Genomic DNA, 16,431 nt, shown 5'->3' on the forward strand with positions numbered 1-16,431 from the left:
AAGAAAAAAAGATAAGTTAGAGCGGTATGACATTAGATAATACCGTATGTAATATAATGTCCGGTCGATTAACCTAAATCAGCTAGGGGCGGGTAAACCTGCCAATATATGCCAATAATTGACCATCTCAAAAACCCGCCCTGCTGGGATATTATGGTCAATCATCGGACATGATATAACCCAAAAATTAAGCTCGAATTTTCGAGCTTAATTTTATTTAACTTAAAACGTTTCACCTGTCAACTGTTAAGCTGGAAATGACACGAAGAGAAATGCAATACCGATCGCGATCGCACCGATACCCATGACAAAAGACCAGAAGCGGTGATAACTCTTAACCGTCGTACCGCTATCGCTTTCAAGCTGAATCAAATCCATCCAAGGTGCAACACCCCGGCGGAACCAACCCAAAGTCCTAACATCCATCCCAATCAAACTTTTAACCCGTTTCATGCCAAACAGAAAATTACCAATTGGGCCAAAACGAGAAGCATAGCGCAGATAAATCATTCCCGTTCTGTCTTGCAATTTCAAATCAGAACCAAACGCATAACCCGCATCGCCGCGACCAATTAATTCGCCTTGCAGTTGCGCCGGTTGACCCCGCAAAGGACTTGCATAAGGGTCAGACATTAAGGTTAAAACATCTAAGTGTTCTGCTTGTTCGTAATTGGGGAACATCACCAAAGTCTTGAGCAAAATTCCCACGCCCAAACCGATTAAAGGACAAGAAATCATCATCATCGGGTTTACAGCATACAGCGCAATGCCGATCGCAAAACCCACCGCTAACCCCAGAGTTTCTGCACTGTACAGCAGTACATCGAACACAAAATTGCCGTACAATTTCCGCTTGCTCAAATCGTTGCCTTCGCCGACAATTCGGCCCATATCAAACTCAATATCCAAGCCTAATTGTTCGGCATAAGTGCTCAAAGCGCGAACTCGTTTACCAGTCAGCGGGTGAGTCGAGTTCAACTCCATCCACCAACCCCACGGATTAAACATATCCCACAAAAACACTCGCCCAATCTTTTCTGGTTCCGAAGAAATCCGGTAAGCAGTCCCAGTAGATGTGGCAGCTTTGGCATCGTAAATGCCTAAAGCGCGAGTTCCTTCTAATAAGCTGCTGGGTTCTGTTGCTCCTTGTCCTTCTTCCAAAATACCGTAAGCAATTTTTACCAAAGCGCGAGACAAAGCATTGGGGTTGCCAGTAGTTTCGGCAGCAAAATGGTCGGCAAAATATTCTCGCGTCCGCGACAAATACAGCAATAAATAAGTGCCAGCGATGTAAAACAAATAAGCAACAGCAGCTACCGTACCTGCCGCATCTTTAGCTTTGCTGCCACCACTTCGACCCATCCTTTGAGCTGTAGTGTAAATTAAATAAGTAATCTGCACCAAAGTCGAAGCTAAGGTCATTACTGCAAAGTCCCAGTGGACGATGTGACCGAGTTCATGGGCGTAAACAGTGGCAATTTCCTCGTCGTCTAAATAGGTGAAAAGACCTTGACTGACGACTAAGCGAGCGCTGTTGGGAAATGAACCGTAAGTAAAAGCAGTAGGGTTTTGGTCGTCGATAATTCCTAAACGCGGATAAGAGAGTTTTTTCTGCTTGCAAACCTTCTGAATAACTTTAGCTGTTTCGGGACTTAGGCTTTCAATTTCTGCTAGGGAAACCCAGCGAGTATGGTATAGCCAATTTTGGGTTAAGTCCATCAAGTAAGGCGATAGGAAAAAAGCAGCGATGTTGAAAATTAGAGTTATGGGAAGTGCGATCGCCAATCCGGCGACTGGATCGGGGCTGTTGAGAATCAAAACAGAGGCTAAAGATAGCGCTAACACCATACCAAATAGCATGGTAATGGTGACGCCGGAAGCTAAAACAAGATTTCCGCCAGTTTTCTGTATCAGTTTAACGCCGGCTTTGCGCGATCGCCCTGCCTTGCGTAAAGGGGCATGAGATGACATAATAATCTCCAAAGGTTATTGACAAATGGAAATGCTCGTGGGATTTTATCTATACTTCACTGTTTTAACCTGTTAATGCCGATTACTGTAAGGGGTCTCAACAAAAATATAGAATTTCCTTGAGAATTGTTAAAACTGAAAACCGCCCCGAAATTTATTTCTGGGGATTCAATTCAAAACTCAAAACCCCAAACCCAAAACTATTTAAAATTTACTGCCATGTCTATTATTGAAATTGCCCAAAAAACGCGCGTATCTGCTAGAAAATTGGCAGTTTTGTCCGCAGATGCCAAAAATCAAGCTATTGAGGCTATTGCGAAAGCTTTAGAAGCTGCTGCGCCGGATATTTTGGCAGCGAATTCGGCTGACTGCAAGGCGGCAAGCGCGGATGGAATTGCGAAACCGCTGTACGATCGCCTAAAGTTGGATGAGAGCAAGTTGAAAAGTGCGATCGCAGGCGTGCGCGACGTTGCGATCCACAAAATCGGCTGAAAAAATACAACCCAGGCACGGAAGGCGTTTGGGGATGTACCCGTTGTTACTACTGCAACTGGGTTTGTCCGATGGAAGTTGCGCCGATGGATCAAAGAGGTAAGATTAAACAAGAGATTATCGGGCGCAAAGATGACCACGCCAGTCGATCGATTCGCCATCGGAAAGTCTGAATCAATAAAGAATTACGATTTTAGATTTCACAAATCCTAATCCTTGCATCCCAAATCTCAAATCCACGGCACGTCTTGGTCAAATACCATCTGTGTATCATCAACATAAGATTGGCAATTGTGGGAAATTCTAAACCTTATTTAATAGCAAAAAAGGAGTTTCGACAGTGATGAAAAAAAACATTAAAGTTATTGTCACTAAGATTTACGATATATTCTTTGCAAGTATAGTAAATTTTGCTATCACAAGATACATGGAGACAGACTTTCTCTATAAATACTTACTTTACGGAAATGAAGAACGCTTGCAAATTGCTAAAACCGCTGTGGTAAACAATGCTACTTTTAACACAATTTCTGGCACTATCCAAATAGGAGAATATGTATTTTTTGGATTTCATGTTGTAGTGTTAACAGGAACACATGATTATAATAAATTCGGACGTGAAAGACAGATAACGGTTCCAGGTGTTGGAAAAGACGTAATCATTAAGGAGGGAGCTTGGCTGGCTAGTAATGTTACTGTTATTGGCCCTTGTATAATTGGAGAACATTCAGTGGTAGCTGCTTGTTCTCTTGTTAATAAGGATGTACCGCCTTATACTATTGTCGCTGGAATACCTGCTAGAGTTATCAAAAAAATTACCCCCCCTTCCAATACCGATCAAACGGTCGGTTAATAACCAGTTGTATTGGGAATTAAAGTGTTGAGTGAGAATCAGTCCTGAAGGAACTCTGACTCTCGGAAACCGGGTTTTTAAATCTTAAGTAAACCCACCGAAAACAACACAATATCCAGATACCCGACTTCTTCAAAAAGTCGGGTATCTAAAAAAAGACAATTTTACCATTTTAAAAGAACTAAATCAAATCTTAAGCAGGAAATGACACGAAGAGAAGTGCAATACCGATCGCGAGGGAGCATCTCATATTTGTAAAAATACTTCTTCTGGCTCCTTCCTTCTTCTGGCTCCTTCCTTCTTCTGGCTCCTTCCTTCTTCCTCTTTCCTTCTGCCTCCTGCCTCCTGCCTCCTGCCTCAAAACTCCAATTTCTAGCGGAGGGCTGCAAAGGTGAGATGCTCCCGATCGCGATCGCACCTATACCCATCACAAAAGACCAGAAGCGGTGATAACTATTAACCGTCGTACCGCTATCACTTTCAAGCTGAATCAAATCCATCCAAGGTGCAACACCCCGGCGGAACCAACCCAAAGCGCTAACATCCATTCCCATCAAACTTTTAACCCGTTTCATGCCAAACAGAAAATTACCAATTGATCCAAAACCAGAAGCATAGCGCAGATAAATCATTCCCGTTGTGTCTGGCAATTTCAAATCAGAACCGAAGGTATAACCCGCATCTCTGTATCAGTTTAACGCCGGCTTTGGGCGATCGCCCTGCCTTGCGTAAAGGGGCATGAGATGACATAATAATCTCCAAAGGTTATTGACAAATGGAAATGCTCGTGGGATTTTATCTATACTTCACTGTTTTAACCTGTTAATGCCGATTACTGTAAGGGGACTCAACAAAAATATAGAATTTCCTTGAGAATTGTTAAAACTGAAAACCGCCCAGAAATTTATTTCTGGGGATTCAATTCAAAACTCAAAACCCAAAACCCCAAACTATTTAAAATTTACTGCCATGTCTATTATTGAAATTGCCCAAAAAACCCGCGTATCTGCTAGAAAATTGGCAGTTTTGTCCGCAGATGCCAAAAATCAAGCTATTGAGGCTATTGCGAAAGCTTTAGAAGCTGCTGCGCCGGATATTTTGGCAGCGAATTCGGCTGACTGCAAGGCGGCAAGCGCGGATGGAATTGCGAAACCGCTGTACGATCGCCTAAAGTTGGATGACAGCAAGTTGAAAAGTGCGATCGCAGGCGTGCGCGACGTTGCGAAACTCCCTGAGCCGATCGGTGTCGTGCAAATTCACCGTGAATTGGATACAGGATTAATTCTGAAGCGCGTCACCTGTCCTTTGGGCGTTTTAGGCATTATTTTTGAAGCGCGCCCAGAAGCTTTAATTCAGATAGTATCCTTGGCAATCAAATCGGGAAATGGCGTCATTCTTAAAGGCGGCAAAGAAGCTGTTGGTTCCTGCGAAATCTTGACCAAAGTGATCCATCAAGCATTAGCAGAAACAGCGGTTAATCCAGAAGTCGTGCAGTTGCTAACCACGCGGGAAGAAACAATCGAACTGCTGAAAATGGATGAATATGTAGATTTGATTATTCCCAGAGGTTCTAATTCCTTCGTGCGGTTCGTGCAGGAAAATACCAGAATTCCCGTGTTGGGACACGCCGACGGCATTTGTCATTTGTACGCAGACAAAGCGGCGGATATTCAGAAAGCAGTAGAGATTTCGGTCGATGCAAAAACTCAGTATCCAGCCGCCTGCAATGCCATTGAAACTTTGTTAGTTCATAGTGCGATCGCCCCCAAATTCCTGCCCGCTGTCGCCGCAGCTTTGCAGCATAAAAAAGTCGAATTGCGGGGAGACGAAAAAACTCGCGCCATCCTCGAAAATATTGCCGAAGCAAATGAAGCGGATTGGTCTACAGAATACAGCGATTTAATTTTGTCAATCAAAATAGTAGATTCTGTGGAAGAGGCAATTAACCATATCAATACATATGGTTCCAGACATACAGATGTCATTGTTACCGAAGACAGCGAAGCAGCCGAAACATTTTTAAATGGAGTCGATGCGGCCGGAGTTTATCACAATTGTTCGACTCGATTTGCCGACGGTTTCCGCTACGGTTTCGGTGCAGAAGTGGGGATTAGCACGCAGCAAATGCCGCCTCGCGGGCCTGTTGGTTTAGAGGGCTTGATTACCTATAAGTATCGAGTTGTTGGAGATGGTCATGTTGCCGCGAGTTATGTAGGGAAAGATGCTAAGGAATTTACACATCGAGATTTGTAAATCCTCCATAGCCGATCAAACCCGACAATAAAAAAGCCTGTAGGGGCGGGTTTTACCAACAATATTTGATGTTCACGAACAATTTATATAAACCCGCCCCACACAGCAGATAATCCAGATTAACCTGATGTTCGATCGAATGCCAAAAATGTAGATTTGGATGTGTCGTTGGGTGGGGGCGGGTTTATTATATTTTTGGTTTCTAACATTGATGGTTGGTAAAACCCGCCCCTACGATATCCTGTAGATATTGAATCTTAAGTAAAGTGTCCATTCTCCTTCATCCATCCCAAAAAAAAGCGATCGCCCTTCCTTCCCTCGCATTCAAACAAACTTAGCTACAATGAGCTATACTGTGCTCGGCGACTCCCCAACTCGAACAATTTGCCGTGGTTTATGTCTAACTCCTCCCTCCTCACCCCTGGTTCGACTCTCGAAAAACGCTACCGCATCCTCCGCGAATTGGGCCGAGGTGGCTTCGGGCGCACTTACCTCGCCGAAGATATCAACCGCTACAACGAACATTGCGTGCTCAAAGAGTTTTCTCCGGTGGTTCACAGCCCGAAAGCTGCCGAATTGTTCGATCGCGAAGCGAGTATGCTTTACCACCTCCAACACCCGCAAATCCCCCGTTTTCGAGAGCTCCTGCGAACGGATTTGGGCGGGAATCCATCTTTATTTTTAGTCCAAGATTATATCAAAGGTCAAACCTACGAAGAAATATTGATATCGCGTCAGCAAGAAGGTAAAAATTTTAGCGAAGCCGAAGTTACTCAACTGCTATTTCAGCTTTTACCCGTTTTAGAATACATCCACTCTAAAAATTTAATTCACCGCGATATTTCCCCGGATAATATTATTCAGCATGATGCTGACAAACTACCATTTTTAATTGATTTCGGTTCCGTCAAACAAATTGCAGCTAATGCCGTACTTCAGTTTAACGGACAATCGGATACGGCGATCGGCAAACAGGGTTATTCGCCAGCCGAACAAATGCGGCTGGGTAAAGTTTCTGCCGCTAGCGATTTGTACGCTTTAGCCGTCACGGCTTTAGTCTTGCTAAGTGGGAAAAAGCCTCAAAAATTGTACGATATTAACGGCAAAACTTGGAATTGGCGATCGCACGTCAGTGTCAGCTCAAATTTAGCCACGGTATTGGATCGGATGTTAGCAGAACAACCGGGCGATCGCTACCAATCTGCAAAAGCAGTCCGCGAAGCACTCAAAGATCCAAAACTATCTCACATTGGCAGTATAATTTCCCAAATGGTGACAATGAACTTTGTTGGCCGCCCGTTCAAAAATAGCACTCAAACTGCTACCAGCAATCATACTCCTGTTCACCAAACTCCTCAAATTGTTAATAACAACAGCACATTCAAGTTAATTCCTTGGAAAACCCTAGGGAGTTTAACTGTCGTTTTGGTGCCAGGACTTTTAGCTTTTAGTGTAGTCAAATCGGGTTTCACGTTGCCAAAGTTGCCGGATTTACCTAAATTTTCTTCGCGCCAACCGCCTCCCGATACATCCTTAGAGGAAGCAGAGATAATTCGTCAAGAAAAGATTGGGAAACGACGCAAAAATCTCAACATTGAGCAAGATATATTCTATCAAAAAGTTGATGAATTATATTACAATAAATATCCAGAATTACAAGGGCGCAGCTTGACAGAAAAGCCAGAAGATGCTGAAATTAGGCGGAAATGGTATGAAGTTGCTGAGGATTTATTGGACAAGTTGGAGAAAGGAGGAGAGTTGTGAAATTTAAGATAGAATAAAGAGTGATTGAACCGCAGAGGGCGCAGAGGGCGCAGAGGGAAGAGGAAGAGGGGGCAAGGAAAGAGAGGGAAGAGACAGATAACTTTATCTGGTTTAATACAAGTTGGTATAGGCAACGCACTTTTAGTTTATTGCAAAATGGATTCTATTCAACTTACAGGAATTCGCTGCTACGGATATACGGGCTATCTGCCGGAAGAGCAAGTTTTGGGCCAGTGGTTTGAAGTGGATGTTACTCTCTGGCTGGATTTATCGCAAGCTGGAAAAAGTGATGATATTCAACATACTCTTGATTACCGCAGCGCAATTACTCTGATTCAAAACCTAGTCAAAGACTCGAAGTTTTTATTAATCGAACGCCTAGCAGATACTATTGCTCAAGCGCTTTTACAACTACCGTTAGTCGAGAAAGTTAAACTACAACTCTCGAAACCTGCTGCCCCCATCCCTGATTTCGGTGGCAGAATTACTCTAGAAATTACTAGAAGTCATTAGTCATTAGTTCTTAGTCCTTAGTCCTTAGTCCTTAGTCATCAGTCTTTAATCTGCCTTAGTTTGTCGCTAATGACTGATGACTGATGACTGATGACTATTGATTAATTACCACTTCAGCAAGTTAAATTCTTCCATGTCTACGGTATTGCGGTTGCGATAAATCGCCAAAACAATTGCCAAACCTACGGCAGCCTCAGCAGCGGCTACGGTAACTACAAACACCGTAAATACTTGACCTTTAATTTGTACGGGGTCGAGATAATTGGAGAAACCCATCAAATTGAGATTGACAGCATTCAGCATCAACTCGATCGACATCAACACGCGCACTGCATTTCTGCTGGTAATCAAACCGTAAATACCAATACAGAAAAGTGCGGCGCCTAATAACAGGAAATACTGGAGTTGCAGTTGCATAAATTTTTTGAGTCTTTCTCAATCAACATTACTACAAGACAGAGAGATAGGTGCTGTGAACACCCTACTGTAGCGTGTCTAAATCATTCATACAGTAGGGTTAGTGCTCCGTACCTACCTCCGATCTGGGCAACCACGGGGCAATAGCCCCTACCTTAATTGTACGAATCATTTAGACTCACTACTTTTACTTAGATTCTGGCGAAGACACATCTCCGGCAGAAACTAATTCGCGAGGTCTTTCCGGCAAACTCAAAGCGGGTGTTTCCGATAGCTTCTTTGACAGTTCATCCGGGAAAAAATCGCGGCGTGCTAGGACAATTGCTCCTACCATTGCCATCAACAAAAACACTGATGCTAACTCGAAAGGCAGCAAAAAGTCGGTGAAGAAATGTTTGGCGATTGTAACGATCGAACTTTCGGCTGGTGCTCCTGTCGTCGCCACAATAGCCCAAGGAGTAGACACCACCATCGTACCCAATAGTGCAAACAAGCCTACGCAAACTACTGCTGTTGCTACTTGACGCACCCAAGCGTTGGGAATTATGCGGAAATCTTCGCGCTTGTTCACCAACATAATCGCAAACAAAATCAAGACGTTAACAGCGCCAACATAAATCAACACCTGCGCTGCTGCTACAAAGTCGGCATTCAGCAACAGGTACAAGCCGGCAATGCTGGTAAATACGCCGCACAGCAAAAAGGCTGAGTAAACGATGTTGGAGAACAGCACTACTCCTAGTGCTCCTGCAATCATCATTACGGACAGTATGCCAAACGAAACAATTTGAACCCCTTCAGCTAGATTCACAATTTTTTATCCTTTGTTAGTTGCTAATTGGTAATTGGGCATTGGGTATTGGGCATTGGGCATTTGTTATTGGTTATTGGTTATTGGTTATTGGTTATTGGTTATTGGTTATTGGTTATTGGTTATTGGTTGTTGGTTATTGGTTGTTGGTTGTTGGTTATTTGAAAAACTACTAACAAGTAACCACTAACCACTAACCACTAACTACTAACTACTAACTATGCCCCATGCCCCATGCCCCATGCCCCATGCCCCATGCCCCATGCCCCATGCCCCATGCCCCATGCCCCATGCCCAATTTTTACTTTTTTCCTAGCAACCAATAAGTCATCATATCCCCCTTACCTTTTACCGGAATCACGCCTCGCATCTCAAACAAATACTTATCTTTCAAAAGCTCATAAGTAACATCAGTAACTTGAATGCTGCCTGCAAAACCCGTAGCTTCCATCCTCGCCGCTACATTCACCGTATCTCCCCACAAATCATAAGTAAACTTGCTCACACCAATTACTCCCGCAACCACCGGCCCGGAATTGATGCCGACGCGAATTGCCAGTTTTTCCCCTGTTTCGGCGCACAATTTTGCTATTTTTGCCTGCATTCCCAGGGCCATTTGGGCGATCGCCTCGGCGTGATCCTGTCTCGGCGTAGGCAACCCCCCGACTACCATGTAAGCATCGCCAATAGTCTTAATTTTCTCCACACCGTACTTTTCAGCTAACTGGTCGAAGTGCGAAAAAATTACGTTCAAGCGCTTTACCAACTCGGTGGGAGACATTCTAGCAGACAACTCAGTAAAGCCAACAATATCAGCAAATAAAACACTTACTTGGGCAAAACTGTCGGCGATCGTGCTTTGCTCTGCCTTCAAGCGTTCTGCGATTGGTTTGGGTAAAATATTTAACAGCAACTTCTCGCTTTGTTCTTGTTGAACTTTGAGCGCTTCTTGCGCTAATTTGCGCTCTGTAATGTCAGAAACAGTACCCTCATAGTAGAGCAGCTCACCTTTTGAATCTCGAACAGCCCGAACATTTTCTGACACCCAAATCCGACGCCCGTCTTTGCGACATACCATAGATTCAAACCCCGAAACGGCATTTTCAGTATCCATAGCAGCCACAAATTCGAGGCGGCGTTCCGGGTCAACGTACAGTTGCTGAGCAATATTTTTAATCTCCGACATCAGTTCTTCTGGCGAGTCGTAACCGTACAATTTTGCCAAAGCTGGATTAGCGCTGAGATAGCCTCCTGAAGGCGTGCTTTGAAAAATGCCTTCCATAGCATTTTGTACAATGCTGTGATATTTTTCTTGGGCAATACGCAGCAATTCTTCTGCTTGTTTGCGTTGAATTAAAGAACCTAATTGAGTGCCGACGGCATTAAAAACGTCTATAAATCGTGCGTCTTTCCCACCAGACGAAATTTTAAAGAAAACTAGCACTGCCAATACTTCATCGCCTACCAAAATCGGCACGCCAAAACCCGCTTTGAATCCGAGTTCTAGTGCTATCTGACTTCGTAAAAAATTCGGGTAGCCCTGGGAAATATCTTCTACCCATTCCGGTTGCTTGGATGCCCAAACTCGTCCCGGCAGCCCTATATTCATGCCAAATGTCAGTTGTTCGCTTTGCCTGCGGAACACCTCCATCCTCGCGTTGCTGGCATACCAGCCCCGGGCAGATTGCAGCACAGTTCCTTCTGCATCGGGAATCCAAGCTTCTCCTACATCCCATCCGATTGTTTCGCCCACTTGGTGCAGAATTACTTCTAAAGCTGAGTGAAAGTCTACAGCTTCGCCGATCGCCCGCGTAGTTTCCAGCAAAAACCGGATTGATTCTTGGGCCCGCTGGCGTTCTGCGATTTCTTCCTGCAATCTAGAATTGCGATCGTGCAGTTCCCTAGCTTGCAGTTCCAGTTTGGATTGCAGCGAACGAAGGGAAAGTTGGTTTTGAACCCGGGCTAAGACTTCTTCTACTTGAAATGGTTTAGTAATATAATCCACTCCTCCTACTTGAAAAGCTTTAACTTTTTCCAGCACATCATCTAGCGCACTAATAAAAATTACCGGAATATCTTTAGTTTTTTCGCTTAACTTTAACTGCTCACAAACTTCATAACCGTTCATTTGCGGCATATTAATATCTAGTAAAATTAGATGGGGAGGAGATATTTTTGCCGCTTGCAGAGCCAAGTTTCCGTTAATAGCCTTCCTGACATGATACCCGTGAGATGTCAGCATAGTCGATAGAAGTCGCAAGTTATCCGGCATATCGTCAACAATCAGAATGTCTTTAGGATGCGCTGGTAATGGATGGTCGTTCATCATAATATAATTGAGTTAAGTCGATAATGATATCTATCCGAAAATTATCGACTAAATCTGTTAAAGCGTTAGCGAGATTTGCCTCAGTTTCGGGAATTTCCTGGATCAGTTCGAGGATGCGGTTGTCGTCCACACAAAGTGCTGATCGGTGCAACTCGACCACCCAGTCTGTGGGCATTACACTCAAATCCTCGGTGGTCAAACTTTTAAGCAGCGTGGGTGCTGCCAAAGAAGTAGATAAGTTTTCTTTCTCATAAATATAACGCAGGTTGAGGTGATGCGCTATCTTTTCAAAGAGTACCTCTTCCCGAAACGGTTTACATATCAAATCGTTACAACCCGCAGACCAAATTATTTGCCGCTGCTCGTCAAAAGCACTGGCGGTCAAGGCAATAATTATTGTTTCTTTACCTTCTAGAGTTTTCTTAATCTGTCTTGTCGCTTCATACCCATCCATCACGGGCATCACCATATCCATTAATATCAAGTGCGGCTTCCAAGTTGAATGCAAAGCAATTGCTTCTTGACCGTTAGTTGCTTCCCGGACTTCAAATCCCAGGGGTATCAGGAGCTTAAGCAGCAGTTGGCGATTTTCCGCTACATCTTCAACTATTAATATCCGATAAGTGTCTTGTCCGGCTTCTAAAGCAATAACTTGTTTAATCGGGGATTTTTCTTGTTCATCACTTTGTGTTACTAAGTCAACCCAGATATTAAAGCTGAAAAGAGTGCCTTGACCGAGTTGACTTTCAACATCAATATCTCCTCCCATAATCCGAACAAACTGTTGGCTGATCGGCAATCCGAGACCAGTCCCCTGCATGGATTTCCGACCTGTTTCGGTTTGCACGAATGGCTTGAATAATGTGGAAATTTCCGAGGGAGAAATGCCGGGTCCGGTGTCGGCAATTTCAAAATACAATTGGAATTTGTTTTCTTCTGTGGCGTCTTTTTCAGCTTGGCTGCTGACGCGCAAAGTAACAGTTCCGTGTTGAGTAAATTTAATCGCGTTGCCGAGCAGGTTAATTAAAACTTGCCGCAATTTAGCTTCGTCTGTTTGAATGTACTGCGGCAAATCGTCGGTATTTTCCAAGATTAAGTGCAAACCTTTTGAGTGGGCTTTTAGTTGCAGCATTTCTTTGAGACTGTTGAGAAGGTTGTAGAGATTGAAGCGGCTGGGATTGATGGTAATTTGACCGGCTTCTATTTTGGACATTGACAAAACATCATTGATGAGTTCTAGCAAATGTTCGCCGCTGCGGTTGATAATTTTTATGTATTCTTTTTGTTCTTCCGTGATAGAAATGTTGCGGGCCATGACTTGGGAAAAACCGAGAATGGCGTTGAGAGGTGTGCGGAGTTCGTGGCTCATGGAAGCTAGAAATTGGCTTTTGGCGCGGTTGGCAACTTCGGCGTTTTCTTTGGATTTAATCAGTTCCATGGACTGCCTTTGAGTGCGGGCGAGCAATTCGGCTTGCTGTAATGCTACTCCTAGCTGAGTACCGACATCAACTGCAACGTTGATTTCTGCTTCAGTCCACTGGCGGGGACCAGAATTTTGATAGGATGCTAGTAATCCCCAGAGCTTTTTGCCGGAAAAAATTGGTACAATAATGTAGGATTTAGCTTGGAATTTTTCTAGTAAGTGGATGTAACAAATATCGAATCCTTGCTTGTAAATGTCTGGGACACAAAGGTAAGTTGTACCTCGGCTGTAGGCTCCGCCTTGGGTTTCTTGCAAATAGGTATCGCGTACTTCTTGTGAGGGGCTATCTAATTCTTTGACGACGCAACGGTCGCTGTCTAAAGCGCCTTCAGTAAGGTGAGAATCGAGTTCCTGTGCTTGGATGAAAGAAACCCACTTGTGGTCACGGGATTCGGCTACAAATTCGCCGCTCCAGTCAGGATAGAAACGGTAAATTGCGACTCGATCGCACTTCATGGTTTGGCGCAATTCTCGGGTTGTGGCGTGAAAAATTTCTCGGATATCTAAAGTCTGCCGCATTCTTTCAATGATGCGGGCGATCGCTCTTTGTCGTAAAGCACTTTCTTGCAGTTCGGTTTCTGCTTGCTTGCGTTCGGTAATATCTACAGCCATTAAAGCAATGCCGATCGCTGTACCGTTATCGTCAATTAGCTGAGTATTGTACCACTCGCAGATGATAATTCTGCCGTCTTTAGTCAGATTTTCGGTAGTGCCGCTGGATTTGGCGTTCAAGTCGTGATTGAAAATCTCAGATATTTGCTGGCGGTAGCTTTCAGGTACGAGCAAATCGGAGGCGACTCGACCAATCGCTTCTTGCTCGCTGTAGCCAAAAATAGCAACGGCTGCGGGATTCCAAGTGATAATTTCTAAATTCAGGTTTAACTCGATAACTGCGATCGGCGTTTGCTGCAATAAAAATGAGATTCTTTGCTGCGATGCTAGCAGTTTTTCTTCGGCTAATTTGCGGTCTGTGATGTCATTAGCAGTGCCGAGAATTTGTTTGGGTTTACCCTCGGCTGTTCTGAGAAATACTGTATCCCAACTGTGCATCCACCGCCATTCACCGTTTTTGTGTTTCATTCGGTATTGACATTCAATGACCTCACCGTCTTGGGCTTGATCCACTTTTTTGACGCTTTCCAAAAACTCTGGCAAATCATCGGGGTTGAGCAGCATTGGCATCATTGCTGTACCCATATCTTGTATTTCTTGGGCGGTATATCCGAGCATCGTAGAAATTTGTCGGTTGCTGTAGACATTCCGCTGTTCAATTACATCGTAAACATACAATAGGTTGGGATTGGAATCGGCGATCGCTTGAATGAAGTGCTGGCTCTCTCTGAGTGCGGATTCTGTTTGTTTGCGAACGCTAATATCTCTGGCTACGATAATCACTGAATCTGGAGTAAGCGGAGAAACTTTAGCGTCGAGGCAAACTTCGCGCTCTCCGACTTTAAAGCTATATTCAACATTGATGGTTTGCTTCGTTTTTAGAGCTTCGTGGATAGCCTTTAATACTAAATCTGCTATAGGTTTCGGCAAGACTTCGTGGGCGGTTTTGTTAATCATTTCGCTTGGAGGTTTCACCAAATTTGTTGATGCTGTCGGGGCGATTTTGATGCAGCGCCCTTCTGCATTTCTCACTAAAACTGTGTCAGTCATGGCGGCAAAAATCGCCCGCAATTCTGTTTCCGATTCTTGCAGAGCTTGCTCGGCGCGGACGCGGGTGCGAATTTCTGCTTGCAGCACTTTATTTTGCCGATCGAGCTGCTGAATTCGGTTTTTTTCTCGTTCGATCAGTTTAGTTTGAGCGATAGCGAGCCCTACTTGAGCCGCCACAGCTTCTAATAAGTCGATTTCCTCCGAAGTCCATTCCCGGTAACGATCGCACTGGTGCAAACAGATAGCACCGTTTGCCCTGCCTTGGTAAGAAGTGCGAATTGCCAGCATCGATTTTAACCCAACCTTCTGGCAAATCGGTTGAACAGCTTCCAACAGAGGGTCTGAATAAACATTGTTGGAGGCGATCGCCATATCTTGTATCATCATTTGTATGACGTGAGGATTGCCCCAAATTGGAACAGGTACGTTCCGAATAGATTCGCACTCCGGTTGTAGATACTCGGCCACCAGAGGAATATCGACTTGGGGAGTAGTAACGTAAGTATGAATCAAACAGCGATTGACGCAGAATGCCAGACCGATTTGAGTTGCAGCTATTTCAAATATTTGTTCGGGCTGCAAGCTGGAGCGAATTTCTTGAGTTATTTTTGCAATCAGCAATTCTCGCTGAACTTGCCGTTCTAAAGCCGCTTTAGCTCCAGCCATTTCTATTTCTGCCTGCTTGCGCTCGGTGATATCAAAAAGTACGCCATACCAAACAATATCGCCATTATCGCGCATTTCTGGCCGAGAATTAGATTGCAGCCATTTGAGTTTACCCGACGGTGTAACAATCCGCCATTCACAGGCAAAAGGTTCTAAACTTTGGGCGCTAGTAGCAATTTGTTTTACCAGATATTCGTGGTCATCTGGATGGTTTTGCTCGAAGCACAAGTCAGAATTTTTTAATATTTCCTCACTCTCTAATTCGTAAATCTCCCGACAAGCATAACTTATATATTCAAATTTAAAACTTCCATCAGGCTGCTTAATAAATTGATAAATAACTCCCGGTATATTGACCGCCAATTTCTGCAACCGCGCTTTGCTTTCCCGGAGTGATTGTTCTGTTCGCTTGCGAAATTCTACCTCTTGTTGCAGTTGGGCATTCTGCTGTTTTAATTGTTTTGATAGCTGTTGTATAGTCAATTGACTTTCGATCCGCACTAAAACTTCTTCCAATTGAAAAGGCTTAGTAATGTAGTCAACACCCCCAACTTCAAAAGCTTTGACTTTATGAAAAGTTTCATCAAAACTGCTCAAGAAAATAACCGGAATTTCCATCATTTTCTCGTTGGATTTCAGTCTAGCACAGACTTCATATCCGTTCATTTTGGGCATGGCAATATCGAGCAAAATCAAGTCAGGGAGAACGGTTAAATTAGCATTAACCGCCATTTCTCCCGAAATCGCCCGCTGAACTTTATACCCTTCTTTCGTCAATATGTTGGATATAAACCGCAGGTTTTGGGGCTGATCGTCAATAATTAAAATGTGAATATTTTCTTTGTCAACTATCATTTTTTGTCGGATCATTGTGAATGTTTTAGTGCTAGCAGCAGATCGATCATTTAATAAATTTAGCGATTCCTGGCGAGCATAATTATTTATTAAATGTTTTCAAAATCAGCAAAAAGAGGATTAATTTTAAATACAGCGTATTCCCGGTTTATGAAGTACATCCCAGAAACCGGGTTTCTTTACAGTTCTCGCATCATTACTGATTCTGTCCAACAAACCCGGTTTCTCCGTACTACATCTAAATGAAATATGCGGTATTAGCCCATCAACTAACGCACCTTCTATTTTTTCAACTTATTGGTTACTTGTCTTAAGTTGCCCACCCCAAATAACCGTATTTAACCACTTTTTAGTGCCCCAAC

General features: G+C 43.8%; 10 protein-coding genes and 2 pseudogenes. 6 read left to right on the forward strand and 6 right to left on the reverse strand.

Features of this window, described 5'->3' with window-relative positions; translation table 11 throughout:
- Window positions 1–246 precede the first annotated feature (246 nt).
- A complete protein-coding gene (locus QUA00_RS15690) occupies window positions 247–1,971 on the reverse strand; it encodes a zinc metalloprotease HtpX (RefSeq protein WP_333410179.1) in 1,725 nt (574 codons plus the stop codon).
- A 219-nt stretch (window positions 1,972–2,190) separates the two neighbouring features.
- On the opposite strand from QUA00_RS15690, the pseudogene QUA00_RS15695 reads away from it, so the two are divergent.
- From QUA00_RS15695 to QUA00_RS15705, 3 genes and pseudogenes are all read left to right on the forward strand, one after another.
- A pseudogene (locus QUA00_RS15695) lies at window positions 2,191–2,442 on the forward strand (glutamate-5-semialdehyde dehydrogenase); the annotation flags it as partial.
- An 8-nt stretch (window positions 2,443–2,450) separates the two neighbouring features.
- A pseudogene (locus QUA00_RS15700) lies at window positions 2,451–2,633 on the forward strand (succinate dehydrogenase/fumarate reductase iron-sulfur subunit); the annotation flags it as partial.
- A 173-nt stretch (window positions 2,634–2,806) separates the two neighbouring features.
- Entirely contained in the window at window positions 2,807–3,316 is a 510-nt protein-coding gene (locus QUA00_RS15705; protein ID WP_333311114.1) for an acyltransferase, read from the forward strand.
- Window positions 3,317–3,480: 164 nt separating this feature from the next.
- Here the strand turns inward: QUA00_RS15705 and QUA00_RS15710 are convergent, their stop codons facing one another.
- Window positions 3,481–3,972, reverse strand: a complete 492-nt coding sequence (locus tag QUA00_RS15710; protein WP_333410180.1) for a hypothetical protein — start codon at window positions 3,970–3,972, stop codon at window positions 3,481–3,483.
- A gap of 313 nt (window positions 3,973–4,285) precedes the next feature.
- Between QUA00_RS15710 and QUA00_RS15715 the strand changes: the two genes are divergently transcribed.
- From QUA00_RS15715 to folB, 3 genes are all read left to right on the forward strand, one after another.
- A complete protein-coding gene (locus tag QUA00_RS15715) occupies window positions 4,286–5,569 on the forward strand; it encodes a glutamate-5-semialdehyde dehydrogenase (protein ID WP_333410181.1) in 1,284 nt (427 codons plus the stop codon).
- Window positions 5,570–5,965: 396 nt separating this feature from the next.
- Complete coding sequence (locus tag QUA00_RS15720; RefSeq protein WP_333143680.1) at window positions 5,966–7,333, forward strand: serine/threonine-protein kinase; 1,368 nt, start codon at window positions 5,966–5,968, stop codon at window positions 7,331–7,333.
- A gap of 156 nt (window positions 7,334–7,489) precedes the next feature.
- Complete coding sequence (gene folB / locus QUA00_RS15725; protein ID WP_333107691.1) at window positions 7,490–7,846, forward strand: dihydroneopterin aldolase; 357 nt, start codon at window positions 7,490–7,492, stop codon at window positions 7,844–7,846.
- Window positions 7,847–7,951: 105 nt separating this feature from the next.
- On the opposite strand, the gene nuoK is transcribed toward folB, so the two are convergent.
- From nuoK to QUA00_RS15745, 4 genes are all read right to left on the reverse strand, one after another.
- Complete coding sequence (gene nuoK, locus QUA00_RS15730) at window positions 7,952–8,257, reverse strand: NADH-quinone oxidoreductase subunit NuoK (RefSeq protein WP_333107704.1); 306 nt, start codon at window positions 8,255–8,257, stop codon at window positions 7,952–7,954.
- Window positions 8,258–8,450: 193 nt separating this feature from the next.
- Window positions 8,451–9,074, reverse strand: a complete 624-nt coding sequence (locus QUA00_RS15735) for an NADH-quinone oxidoreductase subunit J (RefSeq protein WP_333143679.1) — start codon at window positions 9,072–9,074, stop codon at window positions 8,451–8,453.
- Window positions 9,075–9,375: 301 nt separating this feature from the next.
- The gene (locus tag QUA00_RS15740) at window positions 9,376–11,403 is read right to left on the reverse strand and encodes an adenylate/guanylate cyclase domain-containing protein (protein ID WP_333410182.1); all 2,028 of its coding nucleotides are present in this window, start codon (window positions 11,401–11,403) and stop codon (window positions 9,376–9,378) included.
- A complete protein-coding gene (locus QUA00_RS15745) occupies window positions 11,369–16,069 on the reverse strand; it encodes a PAS domain S-box protein (RefSeq protein ID WP_333410183.1) in 4,701 nt (1,566 codons plus the stop codon). Before QUA00_RS15745 ends, QUA00_RS15740 begins: the two co-directional genes overlap by 35 nt.
- Between the last annotated feature and the right edge of the window lie 362 nt (window positions 16,070–16,431).

The organism is Microcoleus sp. T2B6, assembly GCF_036700475.1.
In the GTDB taxonomy this organism is placed as follows: domain Bacteria; phylum Cyanobacteriota; class Cyanobacteriia; order Cyanobacteriales; family Microcoleaceae; genus Microcoleus.